Source organism: Microbispora sp. H10885, assembly GCF_014161415.1.
Lineage (GTDB): Bacteria > Actinomycetota > Actinomycetes > Streptosporangiales > Streptosporangiaceae > Microbispora > Microbispora triticiradicis.
Window position 1 is genome coordinate 74,539 of sequence record NZ_JABBWY010000013.1, and the last position, 14,571, is coordinate 89,109.

Annotated in this window: 15 protein-coding genes; 5 read left to right on the top strand and 10 right to left on the bottom strand. The window is 71.5% G+C overall.

Annotation, left to right across the window (positions count from 1 at the left end; all coding sequences use genetic code 11):
• Positions 1 to 90: 90 nt before the first annotated feature.
• The 3 genes from HHX37_RS30405 to HHX37_RS30415 all read right to left on the bottom strand — a co-directional run bounded on the left by HHX37_RS30405 (position 91) and on the right by HHX37_RS30415 (position 2,870).
• Positions 91 to 465: an FKBP-type peptidyl-prolyl cis-trans isomerase gene (locus HHX37_RS30405; protein WP_138462609.1), complete on the bottom strand. Its 375-nt coding sequence runs from the start codon at positions 463 to 465 to the stop codon at positions 91 to 93.
• A 170-nt stretch (positions 466 to 635) separates the two neighbouring features.
• Positions 636 to 1,346, bottom strand: coding sequence for a general stress protein (locus HHX37_RS30410; protein WP_220503281.1), 711 nt, complete (start codon positions 1,344 to 1,346; stop codon positions 636 to 638).
• Positions 1,347 to 1,430: 84 nt separating this feature from the next.
• Positions 1,431 to 2,870 carry a GuaB1 family IMP dehydrogenase-related protein gene (locus tag HHX37_RS30415; RefSeq protein WP_182887643.1) on the bottom strand — a complete coding sequence of 480 codons (1,440 nt, stop codon included), beginning with the start codon at positions 2,868 to 2,870 and terminating at the stop codon, positions 1,431 to 1,433.
• A 104-nt stretch (positions 2,871 to 2,974) separates the two neighbouring features.
• Here HHX37_RS30415 and HHX37_RS30420 point away from each other — a divergent pair, with 104 nt between their 5' ends.
• Complete coding sequence (locus HHX37_RS30420; protein ID WP_182882950.1) at positions 2,975 to 3,484, top strand: GyrI-like domain-containing protein; 510 nt, start codon at positions 2,975 to 2,977, stop codon at positions 3,482 to 3,484.
• Here the strand turns inward: HHX37_RS30420 and HHX37_RS30425 are convergent, their stop codons facing one another.
• The 5 genes from HHX37_RS30425 to HHX37_RS30445 all read right to left on the bottom strand — a co-directional run bounded on the left by HHX37_RS30425 (position 3,485) and on the right by HHX37_RS30445 (position 7,146).
• The gene (locus HHX37_RS30425) at positions 3,485 to 4,030 is read right to left on the bottom strand and encodes a hypothetical protein (protein WP_182887644.1); all 546 of its coding nucleotides are present in this window, start codon (positions 4,028 to 4,030) and stop codon (positions 3,485 to 3,487) included.
• A complete protein-coding gene (locus tag HHX37_RS30430) occupies positions 4,027 to 4,260 on the bottom strand; it encodes a helix-turn-helix transcriptional regulator (RefSeq protein WP_182882948.1) in 234 nt (77 codons plus the stop codon). Before HHX37_RS30430 ends, HHX37_RS30425 begins: the two co-directional genes overlap by 4 nt.
• A 30-nt stretch (positions 4,261 to 4,290) precedes the next feature.
• Positions 4,291 to 5,097: an ABC transporter permease gene (locus HHX37_RS30435; RefSeq protein ID WP_182887645.1), complete on the bottom strand. Its 807-nt coding sequence runs from the start codon at positions 5,095 to 5,097 to the stop codon at positions 4,291 to 4,293.
• The gene (locus HHX37_RS30440) at positions 5,094 to 5,936 is read right to left on the bottom strand and encodes an ABC transporter ATP-binding protein (RefSeq protein ID WP_182887646.1); all 843 of its coding nucleotides are present in this window, start codon (positions 5,934 to 5,936) and stop codon (positions 5,094 to 5,096) included. The genes HHX37_RS30435 and HHX37_RS30440 overlap by 4 nt, the downstream gene beginning before the upstream one ends.
• A 91-nt stretch (positions 5,937 to 6,027) precedes the next feature.
• The gene (locus tag HHX37_RS30445) at positions 6,028 to 7,146 is read right to left on the bottom strand and encodes a CaiB/BaiF CoA transferase family protein (RefSeq protein WP_182887647.1); all 1,119 of its coding nucleotides are present in this window, start codon (positions 7,144 to 7,146) and stop codon (positions 6,028 to 6,030) included.
• A 256-nt stretch (positions 7,147 to 7,402) separates the two neighbouring features.
• Between HHX37_RS30445 and HHX37_RS30450 the strand changes: the two genes are divergently transcribed.
• Both HHX37_RS30450 and HHX37_RS30455 read left to right on the top strand, forming a co-directional pair.
• Positions 7,403 to 8,773 carry an FAD-binding oxidoreductase gene (locus tag HHX37_RS30450; protein ID WP_111697932.1) on the top strand — a complete coding sequence of 457 codons (1,371 nt, stop codon included), beginning with the start codon at positions 7,403 to 7,405 and terminating at the stop codon, positions 8,771 to 8,773.
• 29 nt (positions 8,774 to 8,802) lie between these two features.
• Positions 8,803 to 10,059, top strand: a complete 1,257-nt coding sequence (locus HHX37_RS30455; protein ID WP_182876570.1) for a class I SAM-dependent methyltransferase — start codon at positions 8,803 to 8,805, stop codon at positions 10,057 to 10,059.
• 6 nt (positions 10,060 to 10,065) lie between these two features.
• On the opposite strand, the gene HHX37_RS30460 is transcribed toward HHX37_RS30455, so the two are convergent.
• Positions 10,066 to 11,598: a long-chain-fatty-acid--CoA ligase gene (locus HHX37_RS30460; RefSeq protein WP_182887648.1), complete on the bottom strand. Its 1,533-nt coding sequence runs from the start codon at positions 11,596 to 11,598 to the stop codon at positions 10,066 to 10,068.
• 116 nt (positions 11,599 to 11,714) lie between these two features.
• A complete protein-coding gene (locus HHX37_RS30465; protein ID WP_220499652.1) occupies positions 11,715 to 12,149 on the bottom strand; it encodes a hypothetical protein in 435 nt (144 codons plus the stop codon).
• 98 nt (positions 12,150 to 12,247) lie between these two features.
• On the opposite strand from HHX37_RS30465, the gene HHX37_RS30470 reads away from it, so the two are divergent.
• Together HHX37_RS30470 and HHX37_RS30475 are read left to right on the top strand one after the other, a co-directional pair.
• Entirely contained in the window at positions 12,248 to 13,252 is a 1,005-nt protein-coding gene (locus tag HHX37_RS30470) for a GlxA family transcriptional regulator (protein ID WP_310740605.1), read from the top strand.
• A gap of 40 nt (positions 13,253 to 13,292) precedes the next feature.
• A complete protein-coding gene (locus tag HHX37_RS30475; RefSeq protein ID WP_182882943.1) occupies positions 13,293 to 14,567 on the top strand; it encodes a cytochrome P450 in 1,275 nt (424 codons plus the stop codon).
• The last annotated feature ends 4 nt before the right edge of the window (positions 14,568 to 14,571 follow it).

Here is a 14,571-nt window from a genome sequence, read left to right on the forward strand (position 1 = left end):
ACCCCCGATCCCCGGCCCCTGAACCCGGGACGCCGGCCCAGGACGCCCGGACGTCCCGGGGGCACGCGTGACAGGGCGGCGGGGGAGGGGTCAGCCGACCCCGAGCAGGTCGACGACGAAGATGAGCGTCTCGCCCGGCTTGATGACGGCGCCCGCGCCGCGGTTGCCGTACCCCAGGTGCGGGGGGATCGTCAGCCGCCGGCGGCCGCCGACCTTCATGCCGGCCACGCCGCGGTCCCAGCCGGCGATGACCCGGCCGCCGCCGAGGGGGAACTGGAACGGCTGCCCGCGGTTCCAGGAGGCGTCGAACTCCTCGCCGGTGGAGAACGCCACCCCGACGTAGTGCACGGTCACGTTCTGCCCCGGCCTGGCCTCCGGGCCGGTCCCCTCCACGAGGTCGGCGATCTCCAGGTCGGCGGGCGGCTCGCCCTCGGGGAAGTCGATCTCGGGCTTCTCCAGTGCCACGTGGGTCTCCTGTTCTGTCCGTGCCGGACGTTCCGGCCGGCTGACGACTCTACCGGCAGGCCCGCTCGCCGATCTCGCGACTGCGCCCGACACGACGGCCGACGCGACGGCGCCTTCCCCGCACCGGACGGGGAAGGCGCCGTCGTCGTGCCTGAGAGCGTGGGCGGGCGTCACATGCGGCGGCCCCTCGAGAGCCCGGCCTCGTCACGCGCCTGCTCGTCGCGCACCTCCTCGTCACGGGCGTCCTCGTCGCGGGCGTCCGCGCGCTCCTCGTCCGTACGGAGGTCCGCCTGCGGGGCGGTGTCGCCGGAGACCGGCGAGGGCGGCGTCACGGGCGTGGTCACGGGCGGCGTGGCGGGCCCGGCGGACGGCGGCCGCTGGAGGACGACGGTGTCGGCCGGCCGAACCCCGCCCTGCAGCAGGGCCTGGGCCTGGTCCAGCATGGCCGAGGCCACCAGCACGTCGTAGCGCCCGGCGACGATCGAGCTCCGGGAGGAGAAGTCGCGCGTCCCGCCGGTGAAGGCGTGGCCGACGAAGCCGAAGGCGGCGCCCGCGACGGCTCCCCAAAGGATCGACCACAGCACCAGCCCGAAGAACGAGGTCGTGGTCGAGGTGAACAGCCCGAGGAACATGCCGACGATGAGCCCGAAGACCGCACCGCTGACAAGGCCCGTCAGCGCGGCCCTGCCGTTGGTGAGCCGCCCGGTGACGGTCTCCTCCAGGCGCAGGTCGCTGCCGATGATCGCGCTGTTCTCCACCGGGAAACCGGCGTCGGACAGCGTGTCGACGGCGCGTTGCGCCGCGGCGTAGTTGTCGTAGCTGACCAGCAGCCGTCTGTCGACCGCCGGACTGGCCGGCTCTGCGGCCGGTGAGTACTCCATGAGCGCCTCCGCGGGATAGTGCGGCCGGTACGAGGAACGCACTACCCCGAGAGAGCCCGATATTCCTGCGGGGAGTCGGTGTGGTCACCAGCTCTGGTGCAGCGGCATGCCCTCGCTGTAGCCCGAGGCGCTCTGCACGCCGATCACCGCACGCTCGTGGAACTCCTCCAGCGTGGTGGCGCCCGCGTAGGTGCAGGAGGACCGCAGACCGGCCACGATGGCGTCGATCTGGTCCTCCACGCTCGGCCGCGCGGGGTCGAGGTACATCCGGGAGGTCGAGATGCCCTCCTCGAACAACGCCTTGCGGGCCCGCTCGAACGGCGTGTCCTCGGCGGTGCGCAGCCGTACGGCGCGGGCGGAGGCCATGCCGTAGTTCTCCTTGTACTTGCGGCCGTCCGCGGCGGTGCGGGTGTCGCCGGGGGACTCGTACGTGCCGGCGAACCACGAGCCGATCATGACGTTGGCGGCGCCCGCCGCGAGAGCGAGTGCGACGTCGCGGGGGTGACGCACGCCGCCGTCGGCCCAGACGTGCCGCCCGAGGCGGCGGGCCTCGGCCGAGCACTCCATGACGGCGGAGAACTGCGGGCGCCCGACGCCGGTCATCATCCGGGTCGTGCACATGGCGCCCGGGCCCACCCCGACCTTCACGATGTCGGCCCCCGCCTCGACCAGGTCGCGTACGCCCTCGGCGGTGACGACGTTGCCCGCGGCGACCGGCACGGCGGGGTCGAGCGCGCGTACGGCCCGCAGCGCGCCGATCATCTTCTCCTGGTGGCCGTGCGCGGTGTCGACCACCAGCACGTCGACGCCGGCGTCGAGCAGTTCCTTGGACTTGGCGGCCACGTCGCCGTTCACCCCGACCGCGGCCGCGATCCGCAGCCGGTTCCGGCGGTCGACGGCGGGCTGGTAGAGGGTGGAGCGCAGCGCCCCGGTGCGGGTGAGGATCCCGACGAGCCGGCCGTCCTCGTCCACTACGGGGGCGAGCCGGTGGCGGCCCCCGTGCAGCGCCTCGAACGCCGCCTGCGGGTCGATCCCGCGCGGCAGCGTCTGCGGCGAGGGGCTCATCACCTGGGAGAGCTGGGTGAACATGTCGACGCCGTGGCAGTCGGCCTCGGTCACCACGCCGACTGGGCGGTTCTCCCAGTCGACCACGATGACCGCGCCGTGGGCCCGCTTGGGCAGCAGGGTCAGCGCCTCTCCGACGGTGTCGTGCGGGGTGAGGGCGATCGGCGTGTCGTGGACCAGGTCGCGGTTCTTGACCCAGTCGACGACGTCGGCCACGACCTCGATCGGGATGTCCTGGGGGATGACGGCGAGGCCGCCGCGCCGGGCGATCGTCTCGGCCATCCGGCGGCCCGCGACGGCCGTCATGTTGGCGACGACGACGGGGATCGTGGTGCCGGTCCCGTCGACCGTGGACAGGTCGACGGCCAGGCGGGACCCGATCGCGGAACGGGACGGCACCATGAAGACATCGCTGTACGTGAGATCGTAGGGCGGCGTCACATCGTTGAGGAATCGCACGTTTGTCCAGCCTACGTTGTGAGCGGTCATTTCCGGCATTCCCGCCCGCCGATGAGAGCAGACCCGCACACGGGATACATTGACCTCGCCTGAGAGGAGCACAAGTGATCATCGTTGACCGTCCGGAGACGCTTGTCGTCGGCTACGTCGTACGGACGACCAACGCGGCGGAGGCGGACCCCGCCCTCGCCCGGCTGCCGGCCCTGTGGGCCCGCGCCGGAGCGCCGGGGGCGTTCGCCCATGTGCCGGGCCGGGTCGACGAGAACCTGTACGCCGTGCTGACGGACTACGAGAGCGACCACAACGGCGCCTACACCCAGATCGTCGGCGTGGCGGTGCGCACGGCCGCGCGGCTGCCGGAGGGCATGGTCGCCGTACGGGTGCCCGGAGTGCCCTCGCTGCTGGCCGAGGCGCGAGGACCCATGCCCGGAGCGCTGATCGACGCCTGGCAGCAGGTGTGGACGCACACGGAGTCGGGCGCGACCCCAGCCCGCGCCTTCACCACCGACCTGGAGATCCACCACCCCGACGGAGCCGACCTCTACGTCGCGACCCTGCCGTCCTTCGGCGAACCCTCCGGGCCCCCGGCGCAGGCTCAGGCCGCGCCTGCCTGATCATCCGGCCTGATCCGGCTCGCCGTCGGGAGGCGGGTCGGGCAGCCGCCATCCGGCGACCAGCAGCGGCAGGATCAGGTGCGTGAGCCACAGCGCCACGAGGACGAGGACGACGGCGGCGGCCGGCACCTGCGCCGTACGGCCTCCGCCCCACATGACGGCGAAGACCACGGCCAGGACGACGGTGAGGACCACCCGCATCAGCGTGTTGGCCTTCGTGTAGGCCCGCAGCCGCTCCGCGACCTGGCGCTCGTCCAGCCGGCGCTCCGGCAGCGAGGCCAGTCCGCGGGTGGCGGCGTTCAGCGCCGTCACGGCGGGCAGGTAGAGCACCAGCATCAGGGCCAGCAGCACGAAGTCGGCCACCACCGCCGCGTCGCTCGGCGCGATGCGCCAGGTGACGACGGCGTCGGCCCACATCATCAGCAGGCCGGTCGCGCCGGAGGCGACCAGCAGGCGGCGCCGGGCACGGGTCCGGTAGAGCGGCACGAACCTCTCGTGCTCCATGCTCCGTACGACGTGCGCGTCCCACCTCTCGTGCCACTTCACGACGCGCTCCCCAGCCTGGGGAAGGGCTTGAGCGAGAACACGACCTCCACCGGCACCTCGAAGAACTCCGCGATCCGCAGGGCCAGGTGGAGGCTCGGGCTGTACTCGCCCCGCTCCAGGTAGCCCACCGTCTGGTAGTGCACGCCGAGCGCCGCCGCGAGGTCCCGCCGGGAGATCCCGCGGTCGGCCCGCAGCACCGCGATCCGGTTGAACACCGTCTCGTCGGCCACGCCTCACCTCCGTCGGGGCGCCGGGTCCGCTCATCGCCCGCGGATCCGGCGCAGCAACCAGGGGGCTAGAACCATACCGCCGACCGCCCACGCGCCCAGAACGGCCGCGGCCAGGCCGAGTGGCCGGTCGCGTCCGATCTCGGCAGCGAGGGCGGAGTCGGGCAGGAACGCCGCGCGCAGCCCGAGGCTCTGCCAGTAGAGCGGGAAGACCTGGGCGACGCCGCGCACGAATCCCGGCATGATCTCGATCGGGAACATCACCCCGGAGACGAGCATCAGGAGCATCGTCGGCAGGGCGAGCATGGCCGCGGCCGTCTTCGGGCCGGACACCAGGCTGCCGATCGCCGCGCCGATGGGCACGACGGACAGCGTGCCGAGCACCAGGACCCAGACGAGCGTCAGCCACCGCCCGGGAGTCGCCGGCGCCGGCACGCCGACCAGCGGCATGGCCACCAGCAGGACGAGCGCGGCGTTCAGCGCGATCGTCAGCAGCGTGGTGACGGCCCGTCCCGTCAGGTAGACCCGGACGCCCCCGGGCAGGGTGCGGGCCCGCATGAGCGTGCCCTCCTCGCGGTCCGCGGCGATCAGCGTGGGCAGCGCCGTCAGCCCGGTCGCGAAGACCCCGAACGCCAGGAAACCCGGTGTCATGTACGTCCCCATCGACACCGTCGTGCCGGGCACCGTGCCGTCGCCGATGAACAGGGCGAGCACGGTGTAGACGCCCGCGGTCCCGACCAGGGCGTTGAGCAGTTCCCTGCGGTCGCTCCACAGGTTGAGCTGCTCGGTCCAGCCCCGCCGCACCCCCAGTTTCGTCAGGCTCAGCATCGTCGCGTTCATCGGGTCCTCGCCCCCTCGATGAGGTCCAGGTAGCTCTCCTCCAGCGTCGGCCGCCGGATCTCCAGCCCGGGGACCGGGCCGCCGTACCGCCGGTGCAGGTCCCAGGCCGCGCCGGAGGGGTCGGCGGTCTCCAGTTCCCCGCCGTCCCAGCGCACCCGCGACGGAGCCTGTACGGCGCTCGCCAGCTCGGCCGGGCTGCCGCAGGTGACCACCCGCCCGGCGACGAGCACGGCGATCCGCCCGGACAGCCGCTCGGCCTCGGCCAGGTCGTGCGTGGTGAGCAGCACGGTGAGGCCCTCCTCGCCCGCCAGCCGCTCGATCAGCAGGTGGAACTCCCGCCGGGCCTCGGGATCGAACCCGGTCGTCGGCTCGTCGAGGAACAGCACCTCGGGCCGGCCGACGATGCCCAGCGCGACGTCCAGACGGCGGCGCCGGCCCCCGGACAGCACCCCCGCCCGGGTCCGCGCCTCCTCGGCCAGCCCGAGCGCGGCCAGCACGCCGTCGACGTCGCGGGGGGCGTCGTAGTGCGCCGCGGCGTGCGCGACCAGGTCACGCACCCGCCAGCGGGGATTGTCGCGCCAGGACTGCATCACCACGCCGAGCCGCGCCCGCCACGCGTCCCCGGCGCGCGCCGGGTTCTCGCCGAGCACCTCGACCTCACCGGACCAGCCCGTGCGGAACCCCTCCAGGATCTCCACCAGGGTGGTCTTTCCGGCGCCGTTCGGGCCCAGCAGCGTGAACACCTCGCCCCGGCGCAGGTCGAGATCGACGCCGCTCAGCACCCGCACCGGCCCGTACGCCATGCGCAGCCCGCGCACCCGGATGACGACATCGGTCATGCGCCCTCCAAAGAAGTAGCCTTGCTCTCGAATGTAGTAGGTGTACTACATCTGATTCAAGACCTGCTCCATCGATGGCTGGTTCACGTGATCAGGCCAGCACGCCGGCGGCGCGCATGGCCTCCGCCTCGTCGCCGGACAGGCCCCAGGCGGTCAGGTCGTGCAGCCGGGTGGCGGGGGACAGGTCACCGTGCCCGGCGCCGGCCAGCCGCGGCGCGGGCGCCGCCTGCGGCACGCCGCCGACCTCCACGAACGTGCCGCGCGCCCGGTTGTGCGGGTGCCCGGCGGCCTCGCGCGGGTCGAGCACCGGGACCACGCAGGCGTCGGAGCCCTCGAAGACCGCCTCCCACTCGGCCCGCGTACGGGACCGGAACGCCTCGGCCAGCCGTTCGCGGATGACCGGCCAGTTGGCCCGGTCGTCGCGGGCGGGCAGGTCGGCGACGCCCATGCGGTCGAGCATCTCCGCCCAGAACCGCGGCTCCAGCGCGCCCACGGCGAGGAACCCGCCGTCGGCCGTCTCGTACGTGTCGTACATGGGGGCACCGGTGTCGAGGAGGTTGGTGCCGCGCGGACCCCAGTGGCCGCCGTGCACCGCGCCGTGGAACATCGAGAACAGCAGCGCCGCGCCGTCGACCATCGCGGCGTCCACCACCCGGCCGCGGCCGGTCCGCTCCCGCTCGATCAGGGCCAGCAGCACGCCGTACGCGAGCATGAGCCCGCCGCCGGCGAAGTCGCCGAGGATGTTGATGGGCGGGGTGGGCTTGTCCCCCGCGCGGCCCAGCATCGACAGCACGCCCGCGATCGCGATGTAGTCGATGTCGTGCCCGGCGGTGTGGGCGAGCGGGCCGTCCTGGCCCCAGCCGGTCATCCGGCCGTACACGAGCCGCTCGTTGACGGCGTGCAGGTCGTCCGGCCCGATGCCGAGCCGCTCGGCGACGCCAGGACGGAACACCTCGATAACCACGTCGGCCCGCGCCGCCAGCCGCCGGAACGCGGCCACCCCCTCGGGCGACTTCAGGTCGAGGCCGATCGTCCGCTTGCCGCGGTCCATCACCTCCCGCCGGGGCTCGTCGCCCACCGCGGCCACCCGGTCGACGCGCAGCACCTCGGCGCCGTGGTCGGCGAGCATCATCCCGGCGAACGGCCCCGGCGCGAGCCCGGCCAGCTCCAGCACCCGGATCCCCGCCAGCGGCCCCCGTGACCTCTCCATGCGTTCCTCCTCACCGCCCGGTGGAAGCCCAGTGAAGCCCAGTGGAACACACTCGTCGGCCCAGGTCGTGACGGTTTCCACAGTTACGGCAGGGGCGCGCGAGGCGAAGAACACGGGAAGGATACGATCTGTGCCGACGGGGTGTCGCGAGACTACTCGATAGTTTTCGCGGGCGTAACGTGTCTACTCTGGTCTGCGTCCCCGTCCGGGGATAGCGTGCCAAGAGGCGATCACTACGATCCATGGGGGTGGTGTCATGCCAGAGCGCACGGCCAGTATGACCGCCCATATAAAGGCCGTCGAGCAGATCAGGGACTCCTACGCCGCCATCCCCGAAGACGCCGCTCCTCGGCTGGCCAAGGCCACGACGAACCTGTTCCGCTTCCGGGCCCCGGCCAAGACGGCGTCGCTGTCGGCCCGTGACCTGGACCAGGTCATCCACGTCGACCCGGTGACCATGACGGCCGAGGTCCAGGGCATGACGACGTACGAGAACCTGGTGGACGCCACGCTGCCGCACGGGCTCATGCCGTACGTCGTGCCGCAGCTGAAGACGATCACGCTCGGCGGTGCGGTCACCGGCCTCGGCATCGAGTCGAGCAGCTTCCGGGACGGCCTGCCGCACGAGTCGGTCGAGGAACTGGAGATCCTCACCGGCGACGGGCGGATTCTGGTGGCCCGGGCCGACAACGAGCACGCGGACCTGTTCCGGGCATTCCCCAACTCCTACGGCACGCTCGGCTACGCCCTGCGCATCCGCATCAAGCTGGCCCGGGTGAAGCCGTACGTCAAGCTGACCCACATCCGCTTCAACGACGCCGACAAGTGCATGCTCGCCATGCAGGAGATCTGCGAGAGCCGGGAGCACGACGGCGAGCCGATCGACTTCGTCGACGGCACGTTCTTCAGTCCCGACGAGCTGTACGTCACCGTCGGGTCGTTCTCCGACCGGGCGCCCTACACCTCCGACTACACCGGCATGCGGATCTACTACCAGTCGATCCGCAGCCGCGCCCGCGACTGGCTCACCGTCCGCGACTACCTGTGGCGCTGGGACACCGACTGGTTCTGGTGCTCGCGCGCCTTCGGGGTGCAGCAGCCGCTGGTCCGCTCGCTCCTGCCGCGCCGGTGGATGCGCTCGGACGTCTACCGCAGGCTCGTCGGCCTCGACCAGAGGTACGGGCTGACGGCCAGGATCGACCGCTGGCGGAACAACCCCGTGCACGAGTCGGTGATCCAGGACGTCGAGGTCCCGGTCGAGCGGGGCGCGGAGTTCCTGGAGGTCTTCCACCGCGAGGTCGGCATGACCCCGGTGTGGATGTGCCCGCTCAAGGCGACCGGCGAGTGGTCGCTCTATCCCCTCGAACCCGGCCGCCTGTACGTGAACTTCGGCTTCTGGGGGATGGTGCCGCTGCCGCGGGGCCAGTACGACGGGTATCACAACCGGCTGATCGAGCGCGCCGTGCACGCGCTCGACGGCCACAAGTCGCTGTACTCCACCTCCTTCTACGGTCGTGAGGAGTTCTGGCGGCTCTACAACGGGGACGCCTACTGGCCGGTCAAGAGCGCCTACGACCCGGGCGGCCGGCTGCTGGACCTGTACGACAAGTGCGTCAGGGCCAGGTAGGTGGGCGTCGATACGTCGGGAGAGGTTTAATGGCTCTTGCGGAGATCTTCGAGAAGATCGTCGGTCCTGACGCGGGCGTCGAGTTCGTCGCCTACGACGGCAGCAAGGCGGGATCCCCGGGTGCGGACATCCGCATCGAGGTGAAGACGCCGGCGGCGGTGGCCTACCTCGCGCAGGCGCCGGGGGAGCTCGGTCTCGCCCGCGCGTACATCGCGGGGCACATGGACGTGCACGGTGACATGTACACCCTGCTCGACCGGATGTGGTCGCTGACGCTCAACGACCTGCCGCTCGGCGAGAAGATCGCCGCGGCCCGCTCGCTCGGGCTCAAGCCGCTGCTGATGCGCGTGCCGCCGCCGCCGCAGGAGGCGCGGCAGAGCACGCTGGCGAAGCTGGGCAGCCGGCACGCCAAGCAGCGTGACGCCGAGGTGATCCACCACCACTACGACGTCTCCAACCGGTTCTACGAGTGGGTGCTCGGCCCCTCCATGGCGTACACCTGCGCGGTCTTCCCCCGGCCGGACGCGACGCTGGAGGAGGCGCAGCACACCAAGTTCGACCTGGTCGCCAAGAAGCTGGACCTCAAGCCCGGCATGCGGCTGCTCGACGTCGGCTGCGGCTGGGGCGGCATGGTCATGCACGCCGCCAAGGAGTACGGCGTGAAGGGCCTCGGCGTCACGCTGTCGCGCCAGCAGGCCGAGTACGCGCAGAAGGCCATCGCCGAGGCCGGGCTGTCGGAGCTCGCCGAGGTGCGTTTCATGGACTACCGCGACGTCGCCGAGACCGGGTTCGACCGGGTCAGCTCGATCGGCCTGACCGAGCACATCGGCAAGGACAACCTGCCGTCGTACTTCTCCTTCCTCTACGGCAAGCTCAAGCCGGGCGGGCGCCTCCTCAACCACTGCATCACCCGCCCGACCAGCACGGAGAAGACCCTGAACAAGGGTGGTTTCATCAACCGCTACGTCTTCCCCGACGGCGAGCTCGAGTCGGTCGGCCACCTGATCCGTCAGATGGAGGACATCGGCTACGAGGTCCGGCACGAGGAGAACCTGCGCGAGCACTACGCGCTGACCCTGCGCGAGTGGTGCAAGAACCTCGACGAGCACTGGGACGAGGCCGTGGAGGAGGTCGGACAGGGCACCGCCCGGGTCTGGCGGCTCTACATGGCCGGGTGCGTGGTCGGGTTCGAGCGCAACAAGGTGCAGCTCCACCAGGTGCTCGGCGTCCGGCTCGACGAGGGACGGTCGCACGTGCCGCTGCGCCCGTCCCTCGACTGGCCGTGACGGTTCCTACCGAAGCTCGCGCTTGAGGATCTTGCCGGTGGCGGTCATCGGCAGGGACTCGCGGAACTCCACGATCCGCGGGTACTTGTAGGCCGCCATCGTCTCCCGCCCCCACGCCACCAGTTCCTCCTCGGTGGTCGTGTCGCCGGGCGTGCGGATGACGTACGCCTTGACCTCCTCGCCGTGCGACTCGTGGGGGACCCCGACGACCGCGGCGAGCGAGACCGCCGGGTGGGTCATGAGGACCTCCTCGATCTCCCGGGGATAGACGTTGAACCCACCCCTGATGATCATGTCCTTGGCCCGGTCGACGATGAAGTAGTAACCGTCCTCGTCGCGCCGGGCCATGTCCCCGGTGCGGAACCAGCCGTCCCGCATGACCTCCGCGGTCGCCTCGGGCCGGTTGTGGTAGCCCTTCATCACGTTGTGGCCGCGGACGGCGATCTCGCCGATGCCGCCGGGGTCGCCGACCGTGTTCCACTCGGCGTCCACCAGCTTCATCTCGACACCCCAGATCGGGGTGCCGATCGAGCCGGCCTTGGCGGGGCGGCCCGGCTGGTTGAACGAGGCCACCGGCGAGGTCTCCGACAGGCCGTAGCCCTCCAGGATGTCCACCCCGAACGTCGCGCTGAAGTCCTTGAGCACCTCGACCGGCAGCGCGGATCCTCCGGAGGCGGCGGTGACCAGCGAGGACGGCACCGCGGCCCCGGCGCGCACCGCGGTGAGCATCGCCCAGTACATCGTCGGCACTCCGGCGAACAGCGTGACCTTCTCCCGCTCCATCAGGGCGAGCGCCTCGGCCGGCTCGAAGCGCGGCATCAGCACGAGCGTCGCGCGGCGCCGGAACCCGGCGTTCATCAGCACGGTCTGGCCGAAGGAGTGGAACAGCGGCAGCGCCACGAGGTAGGTGCTGCGGTCCTGGCGCGGGAACATCTCGTCGCTGACGACCGCGTTCATCACCATGTTCTGGTGGGTCAGTTCGGCGCCCTTGGGCTGCCCCGTGGTGCCGCTCGTGTAGAGGATGACCGCCGTGTCCCCGGGGGAGGTCTGCACGGTCTCGAACTCGCCCGGCACCCCGTCGAGCGCCGCCCACAGCGTCTCGCCGTACGCCGACTCGGTGGCGAACGGCGTGGCCGGCAGCACGATGAAGTGCTCGGCCCGCCCGGCCTCGGCGAACCCGGCCCGGCCGCGCTCGCCCAGCGGCAGTTCCGGCGTGCCCTCGAAGCAGAAGAACGCCTTGGCGCCGGAGTCGTCCAGGTGATAGGCGATCTCCCTGGCCTGCAGCAGCACGTTCAGCGGGACCACGGTCGCTCCCGCCTTGAGGATCCCGTAGTACACGAACGGGAAGTAGGGCAGGTTCGGGCAGGCGAGGGCGACCTTGTCGCCCCTGCCCACGCCGCGGGCGGCGAGCAGGTTGGCGACCTGACCGGCGATGGTGTTCACGAGCGAGTACGGCAGGCGGAGGTCTCCGAAGACGACCGCGGTGGCGTCGGGCTCGTCACGTGCGCTGTCCTCCAGCACGACGGCCAGGTTGAGCATCTGCCGCTCCCTCTTTCTGTCGGACGCGTGGTCCATACCAACCGGTAGGTACCTCAGCGTAACGGCTGATCCGCCCGATTTTGAGTGCCCGGTCAGCAGCGTGGTCAGCAGCGTGTTCAGCAGTGGGCGTACTCGTCGCGCCGGTGGAGCATGGCCGCCAGCATCAGCGGGAACATCGCGACGTGCGCCAGGATCATCACGGTCATCCCGTCGATCAGGCCCAGCCACAGGAGAGGGAACAACGGCACGACCGGGACGAACATGGCGGCGCACATCTCCAGCGTCCCGGCCCAGGCGTGGCCGCGCACACGCATCCACACGGCCATGCCCGCCGACATGTCGAACGCCATCAGGAGGTAGGCGAGCTCGGGGTCGCGGGTGTGGGAGAAGCCGATCCCCAGGGCGGACCACAGCAGGCCGAGCGCGAACATCCCGGCGAACATCGCCACGACCATTTCGAGGTAGTGCAGAGCGAAGCGTCTCCATCGCCGGGGGCCGGACGGAGAGCTGGACGGGAGGCCGGTGTGCCCGGCGGGCGTCGTCTGTGTCATGGCTCGACTGTCCCGGCGGCCGGGGGCTCCGCGAAGTACGGGACCGGCGACAGGTCCGGAAACTTGGGATACCGGTCCCTGTGACGTACAGTCCCGGTGTGATCTCGCGGCGGGTGGTCGTGGTCGGGTACCACGCGGCGGAACTCCTGGACATCGCGTGCGTGACGTCGAGCCTCGTCATGGCGAACGTCCAGGGCGCCGCGCCTCCGTACGACGTGTGCCTGGTGACCCCCTCCGGGCTGCCCGTCACCTGCGGCAGCGGGCTGACGCTGCAGGCGCAGCAGGCCCTCGAACGCGTCACCGGGCCACTGGACACGCTCGTGCTGTCCGGGGGCATCGGGCACGAACTGGCCGCCGCCAACCGGGTGATCGTCGGGCACGTCCGCCGTCTGGCCCGGGAGAGCCGCCGCGTCGCCTCGGTGTGCACGGGCGCGGCGGTGCTGGCCGCCGCCGGGCTGCTCGACGGCCGGCGCGTCACCACGCACTGGGGGTACGCTTCCACGCTCGCCTCGCGCCACCCCGAGATCACCGTGGACGCCGCCCCGATCTTCATCCGGGACGGCAACGTCACCACGGCCGCCGGCGTCACCAGCGCGCTGGACCTGACCCTCGCCTTCATCGAGGAGGACAACGGCTCCGCCCTGGCTCGGGAGGTTGCCCGCCACCTGGTGACCTATCTGCAGCGTCCCGGCAACCAGGCGCAGATGAGCATGTTCACCGAAGGCCCGCCCCCCGGCGACGACCTGGTCAGGCGGGTCGTCGACCACGTCACCGGCCACCTCGGCGCCGATCTGGGCACCGCCGCGCTGGCGGCCGGGGCGGGGGTGAGCGAGCGTCACCTGACCCGGCTGTTCCTCCGGCACCTCGGTCAGACGCCGGGCCGGTTCGTCCGCCGGGCCCGGGCCGAGGCCGCCGCCCACCTGCTGACCACCACCTCGCTGCCGGTGGCCGCCGTCGCGGCCCGGTGCGGCTTCGGCACGGCCGAGACCCTCCGCCAGGCCTTCGCCGACCTGTACGGCATCCCGCCCTCGCGCTACCGGCAGGCGCATTCCACCGCACTGCCGCGGTCCTCCGCGCCTGATCCCGGCGCTGTGGCAGACTGACCACCGAATGTCGTTCTGGTCTTCGTCGAAGGGCAGGTCCATGACCACGCGGCCCACGGGGCGGGCGCCCATCACCTCCGTGCCGGACATCGACCTGTCGAGCTGGGACTTCTGGGCCCGGCCGGACGAGGAGAGGGAGCACGCCTTCCGGCTGCTGCGCGACCTGGGCACGCCGGTCTTCTTCGCCGAGCCCGAGATCAACTTCGCCGGGACGCGCGGCCCCGGCTACCACGCGCTCGTACGGCACGCCGACATCCTGGAGGCCAGCCGCGCGCCCGAGATCTTCTGCTCCGGCGACGGCGGGGCGACCAACATCCCCGACCTGCCCGCGGAGTTCACCGAGTACTTCGGCTCCATGATCAACATGGACGACCCGCGGCACGCCCGCCTGCGGCGCATCGTCTCCCGGGCGTTCACCCCTCGCATGATCAGGCAGTTCGAGGCCGACGTCGAGGCGGCGGCCGCCCGCATCGTGGACGACCTGCTGGAGACCGGACCGGGCTGCGACTTCGTGACCGAGGTGGCCGCCCGGCTGCCCCTGAAGATCATCTGCGACATGGCGGGCATTCCGGAGAAGGACTACGGCTTCGTCTTCGACCGGTCGAACGTCATCCTCGGCGCCACCGACCCCGAGTACGGCGGCGACCCGCAGGGCATCGCGCACGCGTTGCTCACCGCCGCGATGGAGCTGCAGCAACTGGTGCAGGACCTCGCCGTCCACCGGGCCGAGCGGCCCACCGGCGACCTGATCTCGTCGCTGGTCAACGCCAACATCGACGGGGAACGGCTGACCACGCAGGAGCTCGCCTCGTTCTTCATCCTGCTCGTCGTGGCGGGCAACGAGACGACCCGAAACGCCATCTCCTCCGGCATGCGCCTGCTCACCCTCAACCCCGACCAGCGGCGCCTCTGGACGGAGGACTTCGAGGGCCGCGCCCCGCGCGCCGTGGAGGAGATCGTCCGGCTGGCGGCGCCGGTCAACTTCATGCGCCGGAAGGTCACCCGGGACCACGAGATGAACGGCACGCGCTACCGCGCGGGCGAGAAGGTGCTGCTGTTCTACTGGGCGGCCAACCGGGACGAGCGGGTGTTCGACGACCCGCTGCGGTTCGACATCCTGCGCGACCCCAACCCGCACGTCGGATTCGGCGGTCCCGGCCCCCACTTCTGCCTCGGCGCCCACCTGGCCCGCCGCGAGATCACCGTGATGTTCCGCGAACTGCTGCGCCGGGTCCCCCGCATCGAGGCGGGCGAGCCGGAACGCCTGCTGTCCAGCTTCATCAACGGCATCAAGCACATGCCCTGCACGTTCTGACGGC